We start from the raw sequence: 22460 nt of genomic DNA, 5'->3' as shown, positions 1-22460 counted from the left end.
ATGTCTTTGTCGGAAGTCTATCAGCGAATTGCCCGTATCATTTCAGATTTGCACCATGCGCCGGTTGTGCAGAACCGGGTGCCTGACAGCAGGGAAGCCCTGGCGGCGCCATCGTTTCGCTACGCTCTCTTGAACCGTTCTGGAAACATTACGCAGACAAACCTGGACGCAGGTTACAAGGAACGGCTGCTGGATCAGCTGGATCTGGCGGAAGTGCACCTGCAAGCGCCACGTTTCTATCTCGTCGGCGACGAACTGGTCGTTGCCACGCGATTTCACGGCACTGGAGACGATTGCTGGATCGTTCCGTTAAGGGTTGACGATACCGAGCAGATTCTCATCGAGAAAAGTTCCTCGAAAGGTTTTACGCCAAGCGAAGTCCGGTTGCTGCATGCGCTATTGAGCGGTTTGTCGGTTCGACAGAGTGCAAGTTTGAGCGGGCATTCATATGAAACGAAAAGAAGCCAGCTTAAGTCACTGGGTGCCAAGCTGGATATCAGTTCGCAAAATGAGCTGGTGCGATTGACGACGCTCTGGATCTTCAACGAGGTGCTGGAGCGGGTTTCCGTGGCAGCGCAGGGGTCGGCATCCGAAACGGACTTTACGCGATCCTTCTTTTCCACGCACTTCAAGGATCAGATCAGGTATTTCCAGATTTCAGCTGGGGAGCGGCAGACGATACGCTTTGCAGAGGCCGGAGCGGCCACCGGAGAGCCTGTCATACTTCTGCATGGCAACGTCCTTCCGCCCCTGAAACCTTCGTTCTTTGAAGCTGTGGCGGAAAGGAATATCCGGCTGATCATGCCCATTCGGGACGGTTTTCTGACCAATCAGGTTGAGTACATTCCTGCCGACCAGCAAATCGAGCGCCATGCCTTGCAGCTGGAAACGCTGTTGCACTTTCTGAATCAGAAATCAGTCACTTTGCTCGGATACAGCACGGGAACCGCTTATGCGCTGGACTTTGCGATCAAGCACCCTTCCAGCGTCAATCGTGTCATCTTCGCAGCTTCCAGTTATTTCATGAGCAAGGGCGAGAGCCCTGTAAACAAGTTCATGAGGAACATCAGGAAGCTGTCCAGGGAAAGCGAGCACGGAACCCATCTTCTGATCGTCTTCTATTCGCGGCTCCTGCGCAAAGAACGGGATATGCTGAACACGCTTCGAAAGGCATATGCCCAGTGCGAAATGGACAGCACTATCCTGGAAACGATTTGCGCCGACCCATTGGGCCGGCGATTCTTTGTCGACAGCTACCAGGCGTCGTTGTCGTCCATCTCGGTCGACTGGCGCATGAGCCAGCGGGACGTGTGGTCACGACTGGGTGACCTCAAGGTGCAGGCGGAGTTTATCCATGGCAGCGCGGATCCGTTGAACAGCGCTCGCCTGGTTGTTGAGTTTCTGGAAGGAAATCCGGATGTCAGCCTCGACTGCATTCCGGACTATGGTCAGTTCCTGCTGCACGACGAGAACTCGCCGGTGATTGAACGCATGAAAATTCAAGCAGAAGCATGAGCGAGCTGGATACCTGGCACGGGGCTTCGCAAAGGGGAGGCGGAGGCCCGCCTTGGTCAGCTACCTTGCCGCCCGTTCTTCTCTGAACGAAATCAAACGCATCGTGTTTTCATCCCAAAGTACGAGCTTCACGCATTTCAAGCTCTCAAGCAGCGTGATGCGGCTCACATCCTTGAGTTCGGGAAAATCCTCCAGCACTTCCGGCAGGCGATAGAACGGAATTTTCGCGGCCAGGTGATGCACATGGTGAATGCCGATATTGCCGGTCAGCCAGCGCAAGGGGCCGGGCAAATCGTAATGCGAGCTGCCGTGCAGCGCGGCATGCTGAAAATTCCATTCGCCATTGTTTGACCAATGGGTGTCTTCGAACTGGTGCTGAACGTAAAAGAGCCAGACACCGATCGTGGCTGCCATGAGCGTGATCGGGATCTGCACGATGAGGAACGTTGACAAACCGACCAGCCAGATCATGATGGCGATCGGAACCACAATGCCGAGATTTGTAGCGAGCGTCGACACCCAGGGCTGTGCGCCTGCGCGCATCAGGCCGAAAGGCAATCTGTATTGGCACACGAACAGCCAGGCGGGGCCGAAGCCAAACAAGATCAGTGGATTGCGGTAGAGGCGATAACGCAGTTTGCGCCAACGTGAGAGTGCCCGATACTCTTCGACCGTCAGGGTTTCCACATCTCCGATCCCGCGTCTGTCCAGGTTGCCGGCGGAGGCGTGATGGACGGCGTGGGTTCTGCGCCAATAATCGTATGGTGTGAGCGTGAAGATACCGATCAGTCGGCCAATCCAGTCGTTCAGGCGCCGCTGGGCAAACAAGGTTCCATGACCGCAATCGTGCTGCAGTATAAACAGGCGCACCAGAAAACCGGCGGCAGGAACCGTGAGCAGCAGACCCCACCAGTGACCCTGCAACACGGACAAGGCCGTGATCGCCCACAAGGCCGCAAACGGGAGGGTCGTGACCGCAATTTCCAGGATGCTGCGCCAGGGGCGAGGTTGCCGGTACTTGGCCAGAAGCTGAGGCCAGGCTTTCGTGCTGTCGAACTTCGGACTTGCGGCGGCAAATTGCGTCACGCGGGTTCCAGTCTTCGTTGGTGCTTTAAGTGAGAGGCGTGCCGGTTCTGAAAGTCTGTCTCATGCAGATCAGGCTTTGGCTCGGCTACATCGGGTTCGGTCCAGACCTTGAAAGCAAAGAAGGCCGGGCACATGACCCGACCTTCTTTCATCTAACGGACCTTGCCAGTACATCCGTGGTCAAGGTCTTCAAGACGATAACTTATACAGCTTGAAGATTGTCCGCTGCGGACTTGCCGGAACGACGGTCCTGAACAACTTCAAAGCCGATCTTCTGGCCTTCAACGAGCGGCGGCAGACCTGCGCGCTCAACTGCGGAGATGTGAACAAACACGTCGGTAGATCCATCTTCCGGCTGAATGAAGCCATAGCCTTTGGTGGCGTTGAAGAATTTTACGGTTCCAATGGTCATAACGATTTCCTTTCAATCGGTCATGAGTATGTGCCGGCAACACTCCATGTGCTGCAGACGATTAGGTCGACGTTGATAGGGAAGATCGTTTAGGGCGCGGCAGCGCGCAGTCACAAAGTTCATCAAACAATATCGATTGGCGCTACATAGTGAATGAAATTGTTGGAGACAAGATAAAAGTCCGGAGCGGGGGAATTTTTATTTCGCAGGGGCGAGAAAAGCGAGAATGAGGATTGTAATGACAAGTTTTCCTCCCCCGATGGTTTAGAAAAGTTAAATTTCCTTAAGTCTCTTATTGTTCCCGGATCATCGTTGCCGGTGGTGCTGGTCATGGCTTCAAGCGTCGTGGAAACGTTCTTTGACGCCAAATTTGAGGAAAAGCGCGTAAACTGTGTCTCAGGGAGCGGTTTTTCATCCGAGGCCGAGTGCTGACATCATGAAACAGGCATCGCAAAAACAGCAGGGGCGTGGGCGGCGCGTGCTACGCGTTTGCGGGCTGGTGCTTGCCGTCCTGATCGTCGTTTCGGTTGGAGCTGTTTACGCCGTTGCGTCTCTGGAGATGTTTCTTCCAGCCAGAAAAGCGCTTGCCGACCGCATTCTGACATCCGTGTTCGGGCGTCAGGTGGATGTTCATGGAGATGTCGTGCTGAAACTCGGACAGCGTCTGGGCGTTCAGATTGAAGATGCCTTTGTTGAGCGGACTTCGACCGGGAATGCCGGCAAGGCGCGAGTCTTTGAAAAGATCAGGTTCCAGGCCGGTTACAACCTTCTCTTGGGAGAAGTTGGCAGCATCTCGAACTTCCAGATGAGCGGCGCGGAAATCGTGTACCGGCCCGATAATCCGGATGGCAACGTGTCACGATCGTCGGTATTCGAGCTGCCATCGACGATCGTAAACAGCCCTGTTCTGGACAATCTGGAACTCTCCGACGTCACTCTGCGGTTCGTTGATGAAACGGATGGCTGGAACGAAACGCTTGAAATCAATTCGTTTCAACTTGTGTCTCGCGAAGATGCGCTTGTTACGGAGATCAAGTTCGATGCGACCGTCAACGGGACACCACTTTACGCTACGGGAAAAATGCCGAACTCGGAAGTCGCCCGAAGCGAAGGAGGGGGCCCGTTTGACCTGTCCTTCGAGTTTCCGGGCCTTGATAGCCACTATTCCGGGACCATTGACACGACGGATGCAGTTGCTGTTGTCGACGGAAACTATTCTGCGTCATCCGGGTCCATCACGGAGCTTCTCGCTTCGCTCGGACTGGCAAGCGAGCAGGAGGGCAAGGCGACCCTCGACTGGGATTTCGAAGGTCCCATCGATCAGCTGGATATTCGGAACCTGAAGGTTGCTATCGACGATGCGGACGGAGACCAGTTTCTTGTCACTGGCCAAGTCGAGGACTTAACGAAAGGGGCGGTCTTCGGCCTGCACTTCAAGGCAACGCTCGTACCACTCAAGCCGACATCCGACACTCCGTTTGCCGTCAATGTGAAGGAGGTCTCGGGAGACATCCAAGGCCCGGTCGACGCACTGGAAGTTCAAAGGGCGCAGATCGTGACCGATGCGGTCCTTCTCGATTTTGACGAGATAGGCCCGATTTCTGTCGGGCGGGTGGTCAAGCATCCTGACAACAGGGTCGGCCTGAAGGACATGGTCGTGCAGGACGGACCTGACGAGGCTCCCTACCTGCTGATGACCGGGCAGATTGACGACCTCATGGCGCTGGCCGGAGTCAATCTATCCGGCACTTACCGCTTTCCGGCTGCGCTTCTGCTCAACAGGGAGGCCAACTCAATTCCAGAGCTTGGCTTTATCGAAGGGACAGTGAGCTTGAACGAGTTGTCCGGTTCTTTCGGTCTGGATGCCTTGACTGGTGCTGCCACAGACACGGATCTATTCGACCTGACATTTGAATTGGCCATTCCCGAACTCCGGGTCGTTGATGAGCTTCGGTTCTCCACTGATCTGCAACTGCCGGATCCCGCAACCTTTTTGAAGGCGCTTGACGTTGAAACGGACGATACGCTTCCTGCGCTGAGCTTTTCCGGTTCCAGCGGGTTCTCTGGAGGTGGAGCCGAGTTGGATGGTCACCTGACAACGGGTTCCACGCAAATTGACGCTGCGATCAAGTTGGCGCCGGAAGATGCTTCTGGGGTGTGGTTGCTTGGCGGAGCGATCTCGTCAGCACAGATGGACCTGAGCGATCTGAGAGGTCTGGTCGAATTCGCCAAGCTGGGGGTGAGCGAACAGGATGACGATGTCCAGCTGACAGAGGAATTCAAGTCGGCCTTGCGTGTGGAAGTGGGCCTGGATGTAAAGAAATTCGTTTCGGGCAAGAAAGCAGCAGGCAACCTGTCCGGGACAGTCAGTTATGACGACGACAAGCTGCAGCTGTCGAAACTGAAATTCGACTATGTCGGCGGAACAATCAAAGGAGATTTCTCGATCGATTACGCGTCTGCCGCCAACCGGGCGACAGCGCACGGACGGATGGAGAAGTTTCGCCTTAAAAGCCTGATGAATGAACTGGGACTCAAAGCCCCGATTTCCAGCACCGTTTATGCGAGTTTCGACGTCAGCGGCAATGCTGACTCCGAGGCCAGTTTCCTGAAGTCGATGTCAGGCAGTGTAACGACGTCTCTCTGGGGCGGGACTCTACCCAACAGATTGCTCGACCTGACCGGCATGAATGCCTTCACCTGGCTTGTGACCGGCAACCAGGAAAAGGGCACCAAATTGGTCTGCGCGGTGCTGCCGCTGCACTTCAAGAACGGCTCAGCAAGCACGCGGTCCCTGATCGTTGAAACGAACAACGTCCAGATCGTCGGGGCAGGCAGCATCAATTTCAAAAGCGGTGCACTGAACCTTTCATTCATGCCACGCGCCAAACGCAAGCAGCTCGTCGAGATCGTCTCTCCCTTCGAGCTGAAGGGAACGATTGCCAAGCCGGATCTGATCGTGAAGGACGCCGGACCCGGGCGGGCCGTCGGCGAAGTGGTTTCGCTGCCGCTGAACCTGATTGGGCATATATTCAGGGGCTCCGGAGAAGTTGACGAAAAGGCGCGTCCTTGCGTTCTGCCGAAGAACACAAAACCGAAATGACCCTGACTTGAGCGGCCGGGTGCGTTCAGGTGTAGCAGGTGCCACCCTGGTACGGTTCGCGGGCGGCGATGGAATGGGCCATGGTCGCAAGCGTGGTCAGGTCCGCAATGGGCAGACCGAGAGCGGATTGAAGAAGGTGGGCGTAGGGAGGAAGATCCGTACATTCCAGAACGATTGAAGTCACGTCCGGATGCTCTTCCAAAAGTGCTCGACCGACCGCCACGAGTTCCGAGCCGAGTTTATCGGCATCGATGTCGACCCGCTTGCTCTGCAGGATGACTTCCGAGAATTCCGGCTGTGTCTCCATGCCTGCGACAGCAACCGGAGTGGCTGCAGCTCCGACGGCTTCGAAATGTGCTTCCGTCAAAGCCTCCTTTCGGGCGGTGATGACACCGACCTTTCCGCGCAGTCCGGAGAGCTGGTGCATGAGCGGTATCTGGATCAGACTGGATGCGAAAACCGGGATCGAAACCTCATTGCTCAATTCGCGCTGAAACAGCGCCATGAAACCGCAACTGCCGGTGATCGCACAGCATCCTTCCTGTTCCAGATTGCGGGCTGCTTTCAGAAAGGGTTCGAAGAACTCCAGGCTCGGCCGTTCCAGAAGCTCGGCAATTGTTGCGCCTTTCACGACTTCCTTGCGGAGGGAAAAGGGCAGGCTTTCCTCGTTGCGAATGTGTCCGGGAGGTTTTGCGAAATGAGTATCAAGGCAAAGCAAGCCGATAGGGCGTTTTGTTGAGGCCATATTCAGGCACTCCTGTCTTTAAACCAGACCATCGGAAAAACGGCCGGTGCGATAAGGTGAACAGTCGAGATTGGGTTTCCGGCCGGTCAGAAAGTCTGCCAGCAATTCACCGGTCTTGGGTGCCATCATCAAACCGTAGTGAGAGTGACCGAACCCGGCATAGAGCCCTTCATGCCCGGAAAACTCCCCAATCATGGGCAGGCTGTCGGGGAAAGAAGGTCGTCGACCCATCCAGAAACTGGCGTCCTTTTCATTCATGTCCGGAAAGGCGGATTTTGCTTGCGCAAGGATCCGATCTTTTTTGCGTGGATCTGCCGGCGCATCGACTGCGCCGAACTCTGCGTATCCGGCTACACGAAGTCCGTCCGCCATGCTGCTGGCGACAAATTTTGCATCGACGTCCATGATCGAGTGGTTGAGCGTAATGCCAGGATCGGGCAGCTCGATGTGGTAGCCCCGCTCGGCCGCAAGCGGCACGGTAATGCCGAGCGGTTTCAAGAGTTCGGCCGACCATGCGCCCATTGTAATGACGACGTTGCCGGCGCGGTAATCAGCCGTCTCGCACTGGATCTGCCATGAGCCGTTTTCCCGTTTTAGAGACGTGACGCGGTCATGAACGATGTCTACTCCCAGCCCGGCAGCCTTTTGGGCAAGCACCTCGGCGACCCGTCCGGGAGCGAGGGCCCGTGCTTGACCATGAATGAGAACGGCTGCCTTGAACTCCTTGGAAAGCGCAGGCTCAAGCCGCCTGAGTTCCTGTTCAGCGACAAGTTCCAGCTGAGCTCCTTTTTCCCGTCGGATACGATAATCGATTGCGTTGAGGACATCATCGCCGACATTGCGAAACGCGTGAACATAGAGGCTGTCCTGGATCAGGCTTTCCGCGCCGGTGCCGTTAAGGTGCCGCCGGTAGAGGTCGATCGATGGCGCACAGAGCGGTTCCATTGCGTCCGCAATCTCCTGCACCTTGCTGTCAGCTCCGTTTCTCAAGAACGAGAGGCCCCAGGGCACCATCTTGGGCCAGTAGCTGGGCCGCACGCTCAGGGGACGGTACTTGCCGAGCAGGAGGCCTGGGATCTTCTTCCAGGTGCCGGGCAGCGCCTGCGGGATGAAGGACCAGGGCGAGATGACGCCCGCATTGCCAAATGTCGTTTCCTGGCCGGGATCGGTCCGGTCGATCAGTCGAACCTGGGCGCCTCTTTCGGCGAGGGAGAGAGCGGTGCAGATGCCGACGGCACCTGCACCCAAGATTGTGATCCTGTTTTCCATGATATCAGGCCGAAAGTGCTTGTTCGCGGCGGGTGAAAATCTGGCTGAGAAGCGCCGGTGCGGCGATGACCAAGGCGGCAATATCCGCTTGGAACGATGGCGCGATCAGCACCAGCCCGGCTGTTGCCAGGAGGACGCGGTAGTACCAGGCCAGCGGTGCAAGCCAGTATCCGACCACAGCGGCCGACAGGGCAATGACGCCCGCAATACAGCTGGCCGCGGTATAGCTGAATTCAAGCAGGTCGAATCCGGTCGATGACACAAAGAGGAGCACCGGCGCATAAACGAACGCCATCGGCGCCAGCACTTTTCCCAATCCGAGCGTAAAGGCGGAAATTCCGGTCCGGAACGGATTGGAATTGGCAATTGCCGCAGCAGCGTAGGCCGACGTACACACCGGCGGCGTGATTTCGGCGACCACTCCATAATAGAGCACGAACATGTGGCTCGCGATTGGCGGAATGCCGAGCTGGGCGAGGGCAGGCTGAGCCACAGAGACCAGCATGATGTAAAGCGCTGTCGTAGGCACGCCGGCTCCCATCAGGATGCAGGCAATGGCAATAAAGACCAGGCTGATGAAAAGGGTCAGATCTTCAACGGAGAACAGTTCCCAGCTGCCCAGCGCAAACAGGCTGTGAAGGTCGGATCCAAGGGCACTGGCGCCCTGGGTCACCATGAAACCGATGCGAAAGCCGATGCCTGTAGTGTTGATGACCCCGACGACGATGCCGACAGCCGCCGCGGCTGCGCCAACAGCGAGCGCGTATTTCACGCCGGTCTCGAACGTATCGCCCATTTCCTGAAGACTGACACGCGGTTGCGGATTGAAGGTTGCCACCACACTGCTCACAATCAGAATCAGGGAAATCGTCAGATCAAATCCGCCACCCATGTATTTCCAGACTACGAAGGCAATAAAGAGGGCGGCGTAGATCAGCGTGATCGGCTCGCGGCCTCTCGACATCCCTGTGATGATGGCAAGCGAGATGCCACAGAATGCGGACATGAACGGCGTGTAGCCTGAAAAGAGCACCACGAGCAGACCGACAAGGGGCACGATGTTCGCCCACCCTTCGCGCCAGACTGTCTTCAGGTGCGGAAGCTTGTCCTTGCTCAAACCTTTGAGGTCGAGTTTGCGCGCCATCAGATGCACCACGGTGAAGACACCGACATAATGAAGGAGTGCAGGGAAGATCGCTGCAATCACGATCGTGGTGTAGGACACTTCCAGGAATTCGGCCATGATGAACGCGGCCGCGCCCATGATCGGCGGAGTTATCTGCCCGCCTGCGGAAGCAGCTGCTTCGACGCCACCGGCGAAATGTCCCGGATAGCCGAGCCGTTTCATGTTTGGGATCGTCAGTGCGCCGGTTGAAACCGTGTTCGCGACCGATGAGCCTGAGATCGTGCCGAAGAAGGCAGAAGAGACCACCGAAACCTTTGCGGGCCCGCCGGTATACTGCCCGGCCAGGATGGTCGCGTTGTCGATGAACAGTTTTCCGAGGCCGGTGCGCTGGGCAATGACCCCGAACAGGACGAAATGGAAGACGATGGTGGAGACCACCCACAGCGTCACGCCGAAGATACCTTCCTGCGGGAAGTACATGGATGAGACGAAGGTGCGGAACTTAACACCCGGGTGCTGAAGAATGCCCGGGAACATCGGTCCGAAAAGCGCATAGGCCATAAAGACGCAGATGATCATCGGCAGGACCCAGCCGAGTGTCCGCCGCGCTATGTCCAGAACAAGCACGATCAGGATGCAGCCGAAGACCATGTCGTAGGTGTTCGGATTGCCCATCCGGAAGGTCTGTTCTTCGATGCCGAGGAACGGAATGCCATGCCACGCCAGGCCGAGATAGAGGGAGGCCGCAACACCCAAGATCATGAGCAGGATGTCGAAATAGGGCACACCGCCCAGGCGCAGCGCCCCGGTCTTGAGGTCAAAGGAGGTCTTCGTCTTGAAGCTCGGGAAGAGCGCATAGATCAGAATGAACAGGCCCGAAAGGTGCCAGCCCATATGCCAGTAGTCGGGTGGCAGGCCGAAACCGGCCGTAATGTAGTGATACATGGCAAACGCCAGCGCCACGTACCTGAGAAACTTTCCAACGCGTGGCGTTACCTGCCGCGTGGCTGCGCCTTCGTCATATTTCTTTTCGATTTCCGCGAGTTCTTCTGCGGTCAGTTCACGCGCGCCAGCAGCCGTGTCACCGGACATATTACCTCCCTCCCAGAGATATTATGCGTTGAAAAAAGCACGGGGCGGGTATGGGAACCGCCCCGCAGTAGAGGGAAAGGCTGTTAGTTCAAAAGCCCGGCTTCCTTGTAGAACCGCTCGGCACCTGGATGCAGCGGAACACCGAGATTGGTGACACCGTCCAGCGCGGTCTCTGCTGTGATCTGCTTGCCTTTGGCATGACCGTTGTCGAGCAGTTTGCGGGTGTTGTCGTTCCAAAGAGCCTTGGTGATCCCGTAAACAAGATCATCGCTCAGTTCCGAGGAGACGATCAGCAGTGCCGAAACCGCTGGTGTATGGACTTCGTAATCGACGCCGTCATAAACCCCGGCCGGAATTTTCGAGGGAATATAGGCGGGGATGACTTCGTTGATCTTCGCCAGGTCTTCTTCGGAGAAGCTGTGCAGCTCCATGCCCTTGGTCGAAGCAAGCTGAACCATTGCGGAAACCGGCCAGCCGGCGGCATAGAAATAGGCGTCGATCTGACCATCGGCGAGGCGTTCTGCCGATTGGCTGTTGTTCAGCTCTGCCTCATCCATGTTATCGCGGGTCACGCCCCATTCGTTGAGCATTTGCAGAACGGCGACCTGTGTGCCTGAACCTGCCTGTGCGATGCCAACGCGCTTGTCGGCAAGGTCGCCGAGATCGTTGATGGACGTTCCCTTGGGCATCACAAGGTGGAGGTCTTCCGGATAGAGGTTGGCGACGATGCGCAGGTTCGGGTGCGGTTTCCCTTCGAACTTGCCTTCTCCCAGATACATGGACCGGGTGACGTCGGCCGCTGCCAGGCCTGCTTCCAGTTCGCCGTTCTGGACCGCGGAATTGTTGAAGACGGAAGCGGTCGTTGATTGTGCGATGGCAATCAGACCCGGTACGCCGCACTGGCCGCCTTCCTCGCATGGACGCGATCCGGGAGGTGCTGAAATGCCGTTGGCGATGGTGCCACCGATCGGGAAATATGTCCCGCCTGCACCGCCGGTTCCGATGCGGAAAAAGGTCGGGTCCTGTGCATAGGCCGTCCCGGCGGTCAGCGTTGCCGCGACCAGCGCAGCACTCATCTTGGTCATGAAACTCATCGTGTTCTCCTCTTGGAATGAAGCCGGGCGTTTTGCCCTGTTGTTCTTCCCTTAGGATGAGCGGTATTTTAATAAATGCAAATTTGAAATTGCTTCAAAAACTAAAATTGTATTTATATATCGGGATGAACCTGTCGCAGATCAGAGCCTTTCGTGCCGTCATGAATTCCTCTTCACTGTTGGAGGCTGCACAGAAGCTTGGCCGGACGCAACCGGCGGTCAGTTCCGCGATCCGTTCACTGGAAGAAAACCTCGGGCTGAAGCTCTTCGAACGCCGGGGCCGACAGCTGGTTCCGGTACCTGAAGCTTACTATCTTCTTGAAGAGGCTTCAGAAATACTCGATCGGCTTTCAGCGGTAACCGGAACCATGAAAGGCCTGGCCGCAGGACAGCGGGGTCACTTGAACATCGCGGCGATGCCCGGACCGTCCGCCTTTCTGTTTCCCCGGTTCATCAGCCGTGTTCTAGGAGACAATCAGGAAATTCTCGTGTCCCTGTCATCGCGCACGTCTCCCCAAATTCGGGAATTGGCGGCAACCCAGGGGATCGACTTCGGCTTCGCAGACCTGTTGGTGGTCAATGAGCGCGCGCCGACATTCCGGCAGGATGTGATCAGCGCGGATTGCTTTTGTGCCATGCCGGTCAGCCATCCGCTGGCTGAAAGAGCAGAGATCGGTTTCCGGGATCTGGACGGGGTTCCGCTCGGGTCGTTGCAGAGTTTCCACTTCATGCACAAGGCAACTGTTGAGGCGCTGCGCCAGGTGGGGGCGGAACCCAACATGGTGCTGGACAGTCAGTACTTCCTGCCGATGATGCAGTTCATAAAGGCCGGGAGATGCCTGTCGGTCGTCGACCCTCTGACAGTCGTGACCGAGCGGGAAATGAACGTGACCGGTGGCGAAGTGGTTTTCAAGCCGATCCAGCAGGGCTTTCGCTATCGGTACGGCATATTCAGTCCTCTTTACCGGCCGCTTTCCAGTCTCGCCAGAAAGATCAAGGACGGTTGGCAAAATGAAGTGATGGACATGCTGACGGGGATTGGTGCGCATCCGGATATTGAAATGGATCGAAGCGACCAGCCGAATGGGGCGTCTGAGGAATAGCCGTGTTGCATAGCCATCCCATGCCATCAGTTTGTGCTGGTATCGGATGGATGGACAAAGGTCTCATCTGCTTGCAGGCAACCTGCCTGTCGCTGAACGACCCTTCTGTTTCGTCCCGCGCAAGGACAATCAGTTTCGAGTTCATGCGATACTAGGGAAATGTGCCAGGCAAAGGTGCGTGACCAGTTTTAATGTTTTCCGTGCTGACAATACCTAAGTGGTATGTAAGGCTGACTTTCTGACGCAAGGTACTGAGCTCGCAGCGTTAGTTTATAACGTGCGACAACCGATGAACCGGTCGGGAGGCTTCCGGAATGCTTCTATTCAAGTCCATTGCACTTGCTGCGGCGCTTGTCGCCAGCGCCTCGCATTTTTCCCATGCACAATCTGATAGTTCGAATTCCGTTGCCGATCGCGTTCTGACCAATGGCAAAATTCACACCATGGATGCCGGCGGGACAATTGCCGAGGCAATTGGTATTTCGGGAGACGAAATCGTCTTTGTCGGCGACGCCGAAGGGGTCAAGAGCGTCATCGGACCACAAACCGAGGTGTCCGACCTTGGAGGAAAAATGGTCCTGCCAGGCTTTGTCGAGGGTCACATGCATCCGACGGCCGGTGCGCTGATCATGCGTGGTGTGGACCTCCAGATCGACAGCATCGAGGGTATCCTTGATCGCGTGCGCTCTTACGCCAAAGAAAATCCAGATCTTCCAGTTATCCACGGGTACGGGGTGCGGCTTCATCTTTGGGAGAATGGCTACGGAACCAAAGAGATGCTGGACGAGATCGACTCCGAGCGTCCCATTTACCTCTGGGGTGTGGACGGCCATCAGGCCTGGGTGAACTCCAAGGCACTCGAGATCGCCGGGATCGATGAAAACACACCTGAAACCGTGCCTGGTTTTTCGTACTTTCGCAGAAATGAGGATGGCACGCCTGCCGGTTGGATTGTTGAGATCCCTGCGCAGTTACAGGTGCTCTCGAAACTGATTGATCTGAATCTTGAGTACACCGAGGCTGGTGTACGTGAGTGGTTGCCACGGTTTGCGGCGGCTGGGATTACGACGGCCCATGACTATGGCATTCAGGGCCTAGGCATGGAAGAAGGCTTCCAGATGATGACGAATCTGGCCGAAGCCGGTGACCTTCCAATCCGTGTGCAGGGCAATTTCTATTGGAATGATCCAAGCATCGACCCGGTTCCGCTGGTTGAGTCCATGCGGGAGCAATTCAACACAGAGCTTGTGTCAGCGCGTGGCCTCAAGATCAACATGGACGGCGGCGACGATGCCTATAGCGCTCTTTACACCGAGCCCTACAGTGACAACCCTGACGCCAACCCCGCGCCAATTATCCCTTATGATACCCTGAACGATGCCGTTCTGCGCGCAGATGCGGCAGGAATAAACATCGTTTGCCATTGTTTTGGGGACGCCGCCGTTCGGGCAGTCCTCGATGCTGTCGAAATGGCCATCGAAGAAAACCCGCCACGGGACCGGCGACATGTGATCAGCCACGCGTTGCTGGTTCATCCTGACGATATACCGCGCTTTGGCAAACTTGGCGTGACGTGGGATTCGACCGGTGCCTGGATGAGCCGTGATCCATCTTTGGCAAGCATATCTGTTTCGCGCCTTGGTGAAGAGCGGATCCACCGGTATGGGCCGATGAAGGCAATTGCAGAAGCGGGCGGAAACGTGTCCCTCGGTTCGGACTGGCCCGCCGCAGGCTATATCTCTGAATACCGCCCGCTAGTGGCGATCCGGACCGCGGTTATGCGGCAGCTTCCGGGTCGCGATCAAGTTCCGCCGCTGGGTGGTGAGGAGGCACGCGTCTCGGTTGATCTTGCAATCCGCGCGAACACGATCAATGCCGCTTACGGTATGGGACGCGATCATGAAGTCGGCAGCCTGGAAGTTGGTAAAAAGGCCGACCTGATCGTGTTGTCCGAGAACCTCTACGACATTGATCCGAGCACGATCCATGAAGTTGAAGTGCTTTACACAATGATGGGCGGCAAAGTCACCCACCACAGCGCCGGACAATGACCTGGTTACTGCGACCAAGCGATGGCCCGCAGATCGAAAGACACCCGGAGACATGAAATGCGCATTCTCCTGATTGTTGGTTTTCTTCTCCTAAGCTCGTCGGCGGTCTGGGCCTGCGGCAATCCTTTGTTATGGGCAATGCTGTTCGCCAGGGTACCTGAGGCAAAGACTGTCTACGAAGCAGAGCTGGCAGCGCGGGCCGAGGGTCTCGTGACGGCCCGCGCCTACGATGCAGAGGTCGGGCAGCCCTATCATGTCTGGTCCAAGGCCTGGCTCATGACCCTGGCGGAAGAAATGCAGCCGGCTGTGAACCGGGTTCTGCAACCCGGAGAAACACTGACGATCCTGTTGTCGGACGAAGTCGCGGCTCTTCGCTTCGCAAAGAATGAAAAGCCAAGGTTCATCGCGGCCGGTGGTTTGCGGACGGTCGAGCGATATGACCTGATTACGACCATCAATGCGCTGAAGGACGCCTGGCAGGACAAGCTCTCTTACGGGGAGCTGGTCGAGCACGCGCTCGCCAGAAGCGACCATTCCGGTGCGGAGCAAAAATTTTCGAAACTGTTTTGATTCTATCGGGGGAGATGAACCGACGCAACGCGTTCACGGGTCACAGCCATTGAGGTGTTGAAGCCTTCAGGCCGACTGAACCGTGACACCGTTGCATGGCTGCAAACTTGAGGTTTGGGGAGGAACGGGAATGCGTACACAGCTTTTCGGAATGGGGCTTACGGCTTCATTGCTGTTGGTAGCGGGCGCAAATGCCCAGTATTTCGGCCATGAGTATGAGGGCACGCAAGCTCCGATCCGTGAGGGTGAGCAGCCTGTTGTTCCGCTCGACACCGAAGACCCGAGCTACAATGCCTGGCGCACACCCTTGCCGAGCTTTGAGGGGCAGCGGGAAGGCCGGACACCGGGGCTGGTTGATCCGGCGCGGTTCTACGGTCAGGGATATGCGCAAATTCCAACCTTCCTGCATCAGCCGCTGGCATTTACGCCCGAGGACCTCGCCGCCGGAAAGGTGGATGTCGCGATCTTGGGCGCATTCACGGATATGGGAAGCGGCGCGCGCGGTGCTTCACGGGGTCCCAACGCAGTGCGCAATTCTTCGATCTATCTCGGCTACGGTGCGCGTCAGCCGCATATGCATGTCATGGTGGATCCTCTGCAGGACATGACGGTTGTCGACTACGGCAACGCGCCCAACGACATGATGAGCACGGAACGAACGATTCATGCCGTTCGTTCATTCGTTCGCCAGGTCGCGGAAGTGCAACACGAAGACGGAAGTCGCGTCATTCCCTTCATCGTCGGTGGCGACCATTCGCTGATGTATCCCGATGTCGCCGCACTGACCGACGTCTATGGCAAGGGCAATGTCGGTGTCGTTCATTTCGATGCCCATTACGACGCCGGCAAATACGGGTTTGGACATCTCATCAACCACGGCATGCCGATCTACAGGCTGATCGAAGAGGGGCTGGTTGACGGCAAGAACTTCATTCAGGTCGCCTTGCGCGGATATTATCCGGACGAGAAGGCTTTTGAATGGATGCGGGAAAACGAGTTCCGTTATCACACCATGGCGGAAATCGAGGACCGGGGCTGGGACGTCGTCATGGAAGACGTGATCCGCGAAGCCAATGAGGGCCCGGAATACATATTCATCTCGTTTGACATCGACACGTTCGATCCGGCGTTCGTCCCCGGAACGGGAACGCCAGAGCCCGGTGGCCTGATGCCGCGGGAGATCTTTCCGATCATTCGCCGTTTGTGTGCGGAATCTAACGTGATCGGCTTCGAGATCGTCGAGCTGGCGCCCTTGATGGATCCGACCTATGTCTCGGCGCTGAATGCCAACAGGACAATCCGGGAATGCCTGACAGGCATCGCGATGCGCAAACTCGGATTGACCGAACCCGACTACAAAAGCCCACTGACGAAGACCCATGGCCAAGAGGGGAACTGAGCGGATTGCCTCGGTTGCCGCGCTGCTGGTTCTCTGGCAGAGCCCAGCTTGGGCGGAACCATTGAAAGTGTCCTGGGTGGATCTACGATCAAACCGCCCGGCTTCTTGCGCTTCATTGCTGGACAACTACCAGACCCATCTGCAATGCAGACAACAGGCTGCGTCGGCGCGGCTTCTGTCCAGCCGATACAGGGCCTGCACACCCGGCGCCGAAACTCTTGATGGCAAAACCGTCAGGATCGCAGGCTATGCTCACCCGCTCGAGTTCGAGTTCCGAAACGTGAAGACTTTCCTGCTGATCCCACCTTTGCGACAGGATTGCAGCCATCCGCCGCCGCCGCTGCCGGATCAGGTGATTGCGGTCGAATTTCCTGAAGGGATGAACGTAACCGCCGACCCGGTCTGGGTGACGGGCAAACTGCGTTTGGAACAAGGCAAGACCCATATCGTCACAACGACTTACACTCTCCAGGCAACTTCGGTTGTTCAGGCAAGCATTCCAGATGTTGAAGTCGATGAATAAGGTCGGGTCGCGACTGTCGGCAACGATCTGTTGGGAGTGTTCTCACTGCGCGGCAGGATCGCCCTTTAGCTGTTGCCTGGACGGCGGCGACAATCATTGAAATCCCGATTGTACTTCCGCGGTTCCGGGTCTAGCTTGAGACGTGCCGGTTGGACGCTCATGAGTCGTTGTCCGGCGCTATCCTTTCACGTGTCTATCTTTGATGAGGCGTTTCATGGCGCAGTTGCCGAATTCTCTTGAAGCCCGCGATACCGCTTTTCAACTTCACTCCTATGCCGATGCGCGCGTCCAGGAAGAAACCGGCGCCCTGGTGATCGACAAGGGCGAAGGTATCTATGTCGAGGACGTGAACGGCAAACGCTATATCGAGGGCATGGCCGGCCTTTGGAGCGTTGCGGTCGGATTTGGTGAGAAGCGGCTTGTTGATGCAGCGACCCGCCAGCTTCAAAAGCTGCCCTACTATCATACCTTCACATACAAGAGCCACGGCCCCTCGATCGAGCTTGCGGAAAAGCTGATCGAGATGGCGCCTGTTCCCATGTCGAAGGTCTATTTCACAAACTCCGGCTCTGAAGCCAACGATACAGCCATCAAGTTGATCTGGTATCGGTCCAACGCGCTGGGCCAGCCTGAACGCAAGAAGATCATCTCGCGTGTGCGCGGATATCACGGTGTGACCCTTGCGTCGGCAAGCCTCACCGGTCTGCCGAACAACCACCGGTCCTTCGATCTGCCGCTTCCCCAGATCCTGCACACAACGTGCCCGCACTACCGGACCATGAAGAAGGACGGCGAGAACGAGGCCGATTTCGCCAGGCGCTGTGCGCAGGACCTCGAAGACATGATCCTGGCCGAAGGTCCGGAAACAATTGCGGCTTTCTTTGCCGAGCCCGTTATGGGAGCAGGTGGCGTCGTGGTTCCGCCCGATGGCTACTGGGAGGCGGTACAGCCGGTTCTGAAGAAATACGGCATTCTGTTTGTCGCGGATGAGGTCATCTGCGGCTTTGGCCGGACAGGCAACATGTTCGGTACCGAGACCTATGACCTACAGCCTGACATCATGACGCTGTCAAAGGCGCTCTCTTCTTCCTACCAGCCGATCTCCGCATTGTTGATCAACGACGATGTTTATCAGCCGATTGCCGATGAGAGCCATCGGATCGGTGTGCTGGGCCACGGGTATACCGGCAGTGGCCATCCGGTTGCGTCGGCTGTCGCACTGGAAAACCTCAAGATCATTGAGGAACGGGACCTGATCGGGCACGTGAAGGAAATCGCGCCAACCTTCCAGCGACGGCTGGCGGGACTGGCGGATAATCCGCTTGTGATCGAGACAAGAGGCATCGGCCTGATCGGCGCGGCGGAACTTGCGCACGAAGCCTTCACGGAGAAGCCGGGGGCGCTGGGCGGCAAAACCAACGCGATCTTCCTGGAGAACGGTCTCATTTCCCGCAACATGCTGGATGCCCTTGCTTTCTGCCCGCCGCTGATCATCAGCGAGGGTCAGATCAACGACATGTTCGATATTGCCGAAGCCAGCCTGAAGGCGGTGGCGGACAGTCTGTGACAAATTGGTCCATTGTCGGCACCATCAGCGGGACTTCCGCTGATGGTATCGACCTGGCGGAGATCGTAACCGACGGCCGCACCGTCGCCCGCTTCGGTGCTGCAGAGACCGCAGGGTACCGACCCCTTACAAAGCAGCGAGTCCTGGCCGCAGCTGGCAAAAAGGGCACGCATCGCGAAACGTGGCCGGGGATTGCAAAGGAAGTCACGGCGGATCATGGGGCGGCGATCAGTGCGTTTCTAAAGAAACATGATCTGAAGCCGGATGCTGTGGTTTTTCATGGTCAGACGGTCTGGCACGACCCCAAGTCCGGTGAGACTGTCCAGCTAGGCGATCCGCAAGCTCTGGCGAATGAACTGAACCTGCCTGTTGTTGGTGATGTTCGGCTAGCGGATATGGCGGCGGGTGGAGAAGGGGCGCCGCTTGTGCCTGTCTACCATCAGGCGCTTGCCAAGACGCTTCTGGGCGAAGCACGGGAACCACTTTGCTTTTTGAACATTGGTGGCGTTTCCAATCTGACCTTCATCGACGGTGACGACCTTCTGGCTTTCGATATCGGGCCAGGCAATGCCTTGCCGGACGATTGGGTCCGCCGGCACGGAGCGGGGGACTATGACGCGGGCGGCGAGATCTCGGCCAGGGGAAAGGTGAATGAGGAACGGTTGACCGAAGCCCTGAAACATCCTTTTCTCTCCGAGCCGGGTCCGAAATCTCTCGACCGCTACAGCTTCTCTGGTGACTTTGCAGAAGGCCTCAACCTGGAGGATGGCGCTGCGACCTTGCTGACCTTCACGGCAGAGGCAATAGCGAAAGCAGAAGCATTGTTGCCGAGGATGCCGAGGCTGTGGCTGGTCTGCGGAGGCGGTCGGCTCAATCCGGTTTTGATGCGCGCTTTGGCTGATCGGCTGACGGGAACCGTGCAGTCGGCTGACGAGTTCAAGATTGACGGAGACGCGTTGGAAGCCCAGGCCATGGCCTTTCTGGGAGCGCGTCTCATGGCAGGGCTACCGACGACATTTCCGGAAACGACTGGTGTGAGTGCACCGACTTCAGGCGGCAGGCTTTATAAGCCTGGAACCTGATAGTGGCGACCAATTGATCTCGGCGATGACTTGGAAAGCGGGCTTCGAAGCCCGCTTCTTCTTTGATTTGCACTTTTGACAGTAATTGTAACTTCCGAGATTGAATAGTTAGATGGAAGTATTTTTTTGAAATAATTAAATAACCTCATGAAATAAAATTCCAAAGAAAATATTAAGAATAGTTAAGTGTTTAATTGATCCAAATATTGATATCAGTATTTGCGAGAAGAGGGTTTTAATATTGAAGTAAACAAGATTGAACTCGCTTCTTTGTTAAAAATACTTGGAGGAGTACAGTTATGTCCGTCAAAAGATTTCTCATTTCCACGACATCTGCTCTTTGCCTTGTAGCGGGAAGCGCGATTTCCGCACATGCGGCAACACTGATTGTCGGCAACAAGTTTGCCGGGACAGTCAGTTTCGTCGATCTCGACACCGGCAAGGAAATAAACCGGGTCGAAACCGGTGGGTCACCGCACGAAATGGTCCTCTCACCTGACGGTTCGCAGGTGGTTGTCGTTTCATACCTGGAAGAAGGGTATATCGGCCAGGAGCTCAATCTGTTCGACGTCGCCAGTGCGAAACACATGCAGACGATTGATATCTCACCCTACATGGCCCCGCACGGCATTGCATGGCTTGGCGACAGCAATGAAGTGATCGTCACCACGGAAGAAACCCGGGACGTGATCAAGGTCGATATCGAGAAGGGTGAAGTTGCCGGCAACGTTTCCACCAAGCTGATCGGGTCCCATTTGCTGGCTCTTTCACCGGATGCACAGACCGCCTACGTGACCAGCCGTGGTTCGGACAAGGTATCGGTCGTGGATGTCCAGACCATGGAAATCACACACAATGTCGACACTGATCGAGGTCCCGAGGGTGTGGATATCAGTCCTGACGGGAAAGAGCTCTGGGTGGCAAACAACCAGTCGCAAAACATCATCATTTACGACCCGCAATCAATGACACGTGTCGATGAGATCGATGCCGGGTTCCTGCCCATTCGGGTGCAGTTCCACCCGGATGCCAGATACGTGGCTGTAGCGGACCTGAGAGGGGATCGTATCGTGATCTATGATCGCGAGACCCGAAAACCTCATCAGGAGATCGACCTGGCCTCCCACGGTGCCAAAGGACCGGCATCCCTGCTGTTTTCTCCTGACGGCAACTACCTGTTCGCCGGAGCTCAGGAAAGTGGTCTTGTCGTCGAAATCGACACATCGTCCTGGACAGTGAACCGCGTTTTCGAAGCGGGTCCGGGAGCTGACGGCCTCGCCTTCAGCGATGTGAAACTCATCGGCTGATGGAAAGCGGAGGGCGGGCAACCGTCCTCCGCAGGCCATTTTGGCTGATTGCCCGGAAGTCGTTGAGCTTGCACGAACTCCTTCTAGCCGCTAACCAGATCCTATGAACGGATCTGAAATCTACCATCGGCTGATCGGCCTCATTGAAGAACGGGTATTAAAACCCGGCGACCGCCTGCGCGAGGCTGACCTGGCCGAGGAGTTCGGAGTTTCCAGGACACCGATCCGTGAAGGCTTGAAGCGATTGGAAGCACAGGGCCTTGCCGTCCATGAACCCAATCGTGGCATGGTGGTTCCGACGCTTGACCATGGCCAGATCAACGAAGTCTACTTCATGCGCGAAGTGCTGGAAGGAACGGCCGCAGGCCTTGCCGCAAAACACGCTTCCAAACCGGAAGTCGAGATCCTGCAGGATCTGGTGGAAGCCGACCGGAAGCGCATTCAAGACAAGGACAGTCTGGTCCGCTCAAACCGGGAATTTCACCGGCGACTGTGCCTGGCCTCCCACAACCGCTATCTCGTCGACCAGATCGATCACTTGCGTCTGTCGCTGATCCTGATGGCCGGTACGACCCTGGATACGCCCGAGCGCCGGGAAACCGCGGTGGAAGAGCACGCAGCGATCGTTCAGGCGATTGCCGATGGTGACTGCGACAAGGCTGAGGCCGCTGCGCGCCTGCACATCGCCCACGCCCACAAGACACGGCTCCAGCAGATCTGATCAGTTGACAGGTGTCCCGGCAACCGCGCCATCGAGCGCGAGTACGAGATTTGCCAGTGCCGCCACGCCGATCACGCCGAAGGTCAGGATCATTCCGGCAACACGCAGATTGCTGATTTCAGGTTCGTGGCTGAAGCCGTAGGCGTGGCCGATCCGGCCAATCAGCAGCGTGAACCCCAAGCCGTAGAGCAGCCAGTTCGTGCCGCCCATGAGTTCCAGCATCAAGATAAGCAGAAGAGCGAAGGGAACATACTCGGCGCAGTTGCTGTGAGCCCGCATGCGTCGGAGCAGTCGTTCATTTCCCTGATCGCCCAGGCCGATATGCTCCGTCCCTCGGGCTTTGATGACGCGTACGGTCAGAACCATGTAAAGAAGCGCAAGCAGGCTTGCAAAGATCGGGGTGACAACGATGCCCATGAGACTCTCCATTCTGGTCTCAGATTGTGGCCACCCGGCTCCGGTCATGTCGGAGGTCGCTGGAGGCCTTGTTGTGGAACAAGACTATTCAGTGCTGGCCCATCGCAGGGCGGCGGATGGCTTTGACCGGCTCAACAAATGCTGAACTGACCCCAAAACCCGTGGCCGCCCGCACGCCGGTCTCTGCCTTGCAGTCCAGCCCTAAGGTTTTGAACCTGTGCGTCACCTGTCACGCCAAACAGGGATTACCGGTTCAGCGAATTATCTTTCAGCAATTC

20 protein-coding genes are annotated in these 22460 nt (G+C 56.7%); 13 read left to right on the top strand and 7 right to left on the bottom strand.

What is annotated here, in order from left to right:
- The gene (locus ABLO27_RS10185) at positions 1 to 1515 is read left to right on the top strand and encodes an alpha/beta hydrolase (RefSeq protein ID WP_353032574.1); all 1515 of its coding nucleotides are present in this window, start codon (positions 1 to 3) and stop codon (positions 1513 to 1515) included.
- Between the two features lie 60 nt (positions 1516 to 1575).
- On the opposite strand, the gene ABLO27_RS10180 is transcribed toward ABLO27_RS10185, so the two are convergent.
- The gene (locus tag ABLO27_RS10180) at positions 1576 to 2601 is read right to left on the bottom strand and encodes a fatty acid desaturase (protein ID WP_353032572.1); all 1026 of its coding nucleotides are present in this window, start codon (positions 2599 to 2601) and stop codon (positions 1576 to 1578) included.
- A gap of 38 nt (positions 2602 to 2639) precedes the next feature.
- Here ABLO27_RS10180 and ABLO27_RS10175 point away from each other — a divergent pair, with 38 nt between their 5' ends.
- Positions 2640 to 2816, top strand: coding sequence for a hypothetical protein (locus ABLO27_RS10175; RefSeq protein ID WP_353032570.1), 177 nt, complete (start codon positions 2640 to 2642; stop codon positions 2814 to 2816).
- Here ABLO27_RS10175 and ABLO27_RS10170 read toward each other — a convergent pair.
- A complete protein-coding gene (locus tag ABLO27_RS10170) occupies positions 2804 to 3013 on the bottom strand; it encodes a cold-shock protein (RefSeq protein ID WP_352940353.1) in 210 nt (69 codons plus the stop codon). The two genes, ABLO27_RS10175 and ABLO27_RS10170, sit on opposite strands and share 13 nt — an antisense overlap.
- A gap of 436 nt (positions 3014 to 3449) precedes the next feature.
- Between ABLO27_RS10170 and ABLO27_RS10165 the strand changes: the two genes are divergently transcribed.
- Complete coding sequence (locus ABLO27_RS10165) at positions 3450 to 6116, top strand: AsmA-like C-terminal region-containing protein (protein ID WP_353032568.1); 2667 nt, start codon at positions 3450 to 3452, stop codon at positions 6114 to 6116.
- A gap of 25 nt (positions 6117 to 6141) precedes the next feature.
- Here ABLO27_RS10165 and ABLO27_RS10160 read toward each other — a convergent pair whose 3' ends face one another.
- From ABLO27_RS10160 to ABLO27_RS10145, 4 genes are all read right to left on the bottom strand, one after another.
- Positions 6142 to 6861, bottom strand: a complete 720-nt coding sequence (locus tag ABLO27_RS10160) for an aspartate/glutamate racemase family protein (RefSeq protein ID WP_353032566.1) — start codon at positions 6859 to 6861, stop codon at positions 6142 to 6144.
- Between the two features lie 18 nt (positions 6862 to 6879).
- Complete coding sequence (locus ABLO27_RS10155) at positions 6880 to 8130, bottom strand: NAD(P)/FAD-dependent oxidoreductase (protein WP_353032564.1); 1251 nt, start codon at positions 8128 to 8130, stop codon at positions 6880 to 6882.
- Between the two features lie 4 nt (positions 8131 to 8134).
- Positions 8135 to 10348 (bottom strand): TRAP transporter permease, encoded by a 2214-nt coding sequence (locus ABLO27_RS10150; protein ID WP_353032562.1) that lies wholly within the window; start codon positions 10346 to 10348, stop codon positions 8135 to 8137.
- 83 nt (positions 10349 to 10431) lie between these two features.
- Complete coding sequence (locus tag ABLO27_RS10145; RefSeq protein ID WP_353032560.1) at positions 10432 to 11442, bottom strand: TAXI family TRAP transporter solute-binding subunit; 1011 nt, start codon at positions 11440 to 11442, stop codon at positions 10432 to 10434.
- 17 nt (positions 11443 to 11459) lie between these two features.
- On the opposite strand from ABLO27_RS10145, the gene ABLO27_RS10140 reads away from it, so the two are divergent.
- From ABLO27_RS10140 to ABLO27_RS10100, 9 genes are all read left to right on the top strand, one after another.
- Positions 11460 to 12545, top strand: a complete 1086-nt coding sequence (locus ABLO27_RS10140) for a LysR family transcriptional regulator (RefSeq protein ID WP_353032558.1) — start codon at positions 11460 to 11462, stop codon at positions 12543 to 12545.
- A gap of 314 nt (positions 12546 to 12859) precedes the next feature.
- On the top strand, positions 12860 to 14596 hold the full coding sequence (locus ABLO27_RS10135; protein WP_353032556.1) for an amidohydrolase: 1737 nt from the start codon (positions 12860 to 12862) through the stop codon (positions 14594 to 14596).
- Between the two features lie 57 nt (positions 14597 to 14653).
- On the top strand, positions 14654 to 15166 hold the full coding sequence (locus ABLO27_RS10130; protein WP_353032554.1) for a hypothetical protein: 513 nt from the start codon (positions 14654 to 14656) through the stop codon (positions 15164 to 15166).
- Between the two features lie 130 nt (positions 15167 to 15296).
- On the top strand, positions 15297 to 16565 hold the full coding sequence (locus ABLO27_RS10125; protein ID WP_353032553.1) for an agmatinase family protein: 1269 nt from the start codon (positions 15297 to 15299) through the stop codon (positions 16563 to 16565).
- Entirely contained in the window at positions 16546 to 17088 is a 543-nt protein-coding gene (locus ABLO27_RS10120) for a DUF3299 domain-containing protein (RefSeq protein WP_353032551.1), read from the top strand. The genes ABLO27_RS10125 and ABLO27_RS10120 overlap by 20 nt, the downstream gene beginning before the upstream one ends.
- A 214-nt stretch (positions 17089 to 17302) precedes the next feature.
- Complete coding sequence (locus ABLO27_RS10115; protein WP_353032549.1) at positions 17303 to 18655, top strand: aspartate aminotransferase family protein; 1353 nt, start codon at positions 17303 to 17305, stop codon at positions 18653 to 18655.
- A complete protein-coding gene (locus tag ABLO27_RS10110; protein WP_353032547.1) occupies positions 18652 to 19737 on the top strand; it encodes an anhydro-N-acetylmuramic acid kinase in 1086 nt (361 codons plus the stop codon). Before ABLO27_RS10115 ends, ABLO27_RS10110 begins: the two co-directional genes overlap by 4 nt.
- A gap of 299 nt (positions 19738 to 20036) precedes the next feature.
- A complete protein-coding gene (locus ABLO27_RS10105) occupies positions 20037 to 21044 on the top strand; it encodes a YncE family protein (protein ID WP_353032545.1) in 1008 nt (335 codons plus the stop codon).
- Positions 21045 to 21147: 103 nt separating this feature from the next.
- Positions 21148 to 21765, top strand: coding sequence for a GntR family transcriptional regulator (locus tag ABLO27_RS10100; RefSeq protein ID WP_353032543.1), 618 nt, complete (start codon positions 21148 to 21150; stop codon positions 21763 to 21765).
- On the opposite strand, the gene ABLO27_RS10095 is transcribed toward ABLO27_RS10100, so the two are convergent.
- On the bottom strand, positions 21766 to 22182 hold the full coding sequence (locus ABLO27_RS10095) for an MAPEG family protein (RefSeq protein WP_353032541.1): 417 nt from the start codon (positions 22180 to 22182) through the stop codon (positions 21766 to 21768). It lies immediately after the preceding gene.
- Here ABLO27_RS10095 and ABLO27_RS10090 point away from each other — a divergent pair.
- Positions 22175 to 22327, top strand: a complete 153-nt coding sequence (locus ABLO27_RS10090; RefSeq protein ID WP_353032539.1) for a hypothetical protein — start codon at positions 22175 to 22177, stop codon at positions 22325 to 22327. The genes ABLO27_RS10095 and ABLO27_RS10090 overlap by 8 nt on opposite strands.
- Positions 22328 to 22460: the final 133 nt, after the last annotated feature.

The organism is Roseibium sp. SCP15 (genome assembly GCF_040329435.1).
GTDB lineage: Bacteria > Pseudomonadota > Alphaproteobacteria > Rhizobiales > Stappiaceae > Roseibium.
This window is presented reverse-complemented; position numbering and strand designations above follow the sequence as displayed.

What these genes read in the sequence shown, in the direction of transcription:
- ABLO27_RS10185 (WP_353032574.1), top strand. Translation starts at nt 1, where the DNA reads ATGTCTTTGTCGGAAGTCTATCAGCGAATTGCCCGTATCATTTCAGAT.
- ABLO27_RS10170 (WP_352940353.1), bottom strand. Translation starts at nt 3,013, where the DNA reads ATGACCATTGGAACCGTAAAATTCTTCAACGCCACCAAAGGCTATGGC.
- ABLO27_RS10165 (WP_353032568.1), top strand. Translation starts at nt 3,450, where the DNA reads ATGAAACAGGCATCGCAAAAACAGCAGGGGCGTGGGCGGCGCGTGCTA.
- ABLO27_RS10160 (WP_353032566.1), bottom strand. Translation starts at nt 6,861, where the DNA reads ATGGCCTCAACAAAACGCCCTATCGGCTTGCTTTGCCTTGATACTCAT.
- ABLO27_RS10155 (WP_353032564.1), bottom strand. Translation starts at nt 8,130, where the DNA reads ATGGAAAACAGGATCACAATCTTGGGTGCAGGTGCCGTCGGCATCTGC.
- ABLO27_RS10150 (WP_353032562.1), bottom strand. Translation starts at nt 10,348, where the DNA reads ATGTCCGGTGACACGGCTGCTGGCGCGCGTGAACTGACCGCAGAAGAA.
- ABLO27_RS10145 (WP_353032560.1), bottom strand. Translation starts at nt 11,442, where the DNA reads ATGAGTTTCATGACCAAGATGAGTGCTGCGCTGGTCGCGGCAACGCTG.
- ABLO27_RS10140 (WP_353032558.1), top strand. Translation starts at nt 11,460, where the DNA reads ATGAAGCCGGGCGTTTTGCCCTGTTGTTCTTCCCTTAGGATGAGCGGT.
- ABLO27_RS10135 (WP_353032556.1), top strand. Translation starts at nt 12,860, where the DNA reads ATGCTTCTATTCAAGTCCATTGCACTTGCTGCGGCGCTTGTCGCCAGC.
- ABLO27_RS10130 (WP_353032554.1), top strand. Translation starts at nt 14,654, where the DNA reads ATGCGCATTCTCCTGATTGTTGGTTTTCTTCTCCTAAGCTCGTCGGCG.
- ABLO27_RS10125 (WP_353032553.1), top strand. Translation starts at nt 15,297, where the DNA reads ATGCGTACACAGCTTTTCGGAATGGGGCTTACGGCTTCATTGCTGTTG.
- ABLO27_RS10120 (WP_353032551.1), top strand. Translation starts at nt 16,546, where the DNA reads ATGGCCAAGAGGGGAACTGAGCGGATTGCCTCGGTTGCCGCGCTGCTG.
- ABLO27_RS10115 (WP_353032549.1), top strand. Translation starts at nt 17,303, where the DNA reads ATGGCGCAGTTGCCGAATTCTCTTGAAGCCCGCGATACCGCTTTTCAA.
- ABLO27_RS10105 (WP_353032545.1), top strand. Translation starts at nt 20,037, where the DNA reads ATGTCCGTCAAAAGATTTCTCATTTCCACGACATCTGCTCTTTGCCTT.
- ABLO27_RS10100 (WP_353032543.1), top strand. Translation starts at nt 21,148, where the DNA reads ATGAACGGATCTGAAATCTACCATCGGCTGATCGGCCTCATTGAAGAA.
- ABLO27_RS10090 (WP_353032539.1), top strand. Translation starts at nt 22,175, where the DNA reads ATGCCCATGAGACTCTCCATTCTGGTCTCAGATTGTGGCCACCCGGCT.
- ABLO27_RS10095 (WP_353032541.1), bottom strand. Translation starts at nt 22,182, where the DNA reads ATGGGCATCGTTGTCACCCCGATCTTTGCAAGCCTGCTTGCGCTTCTT.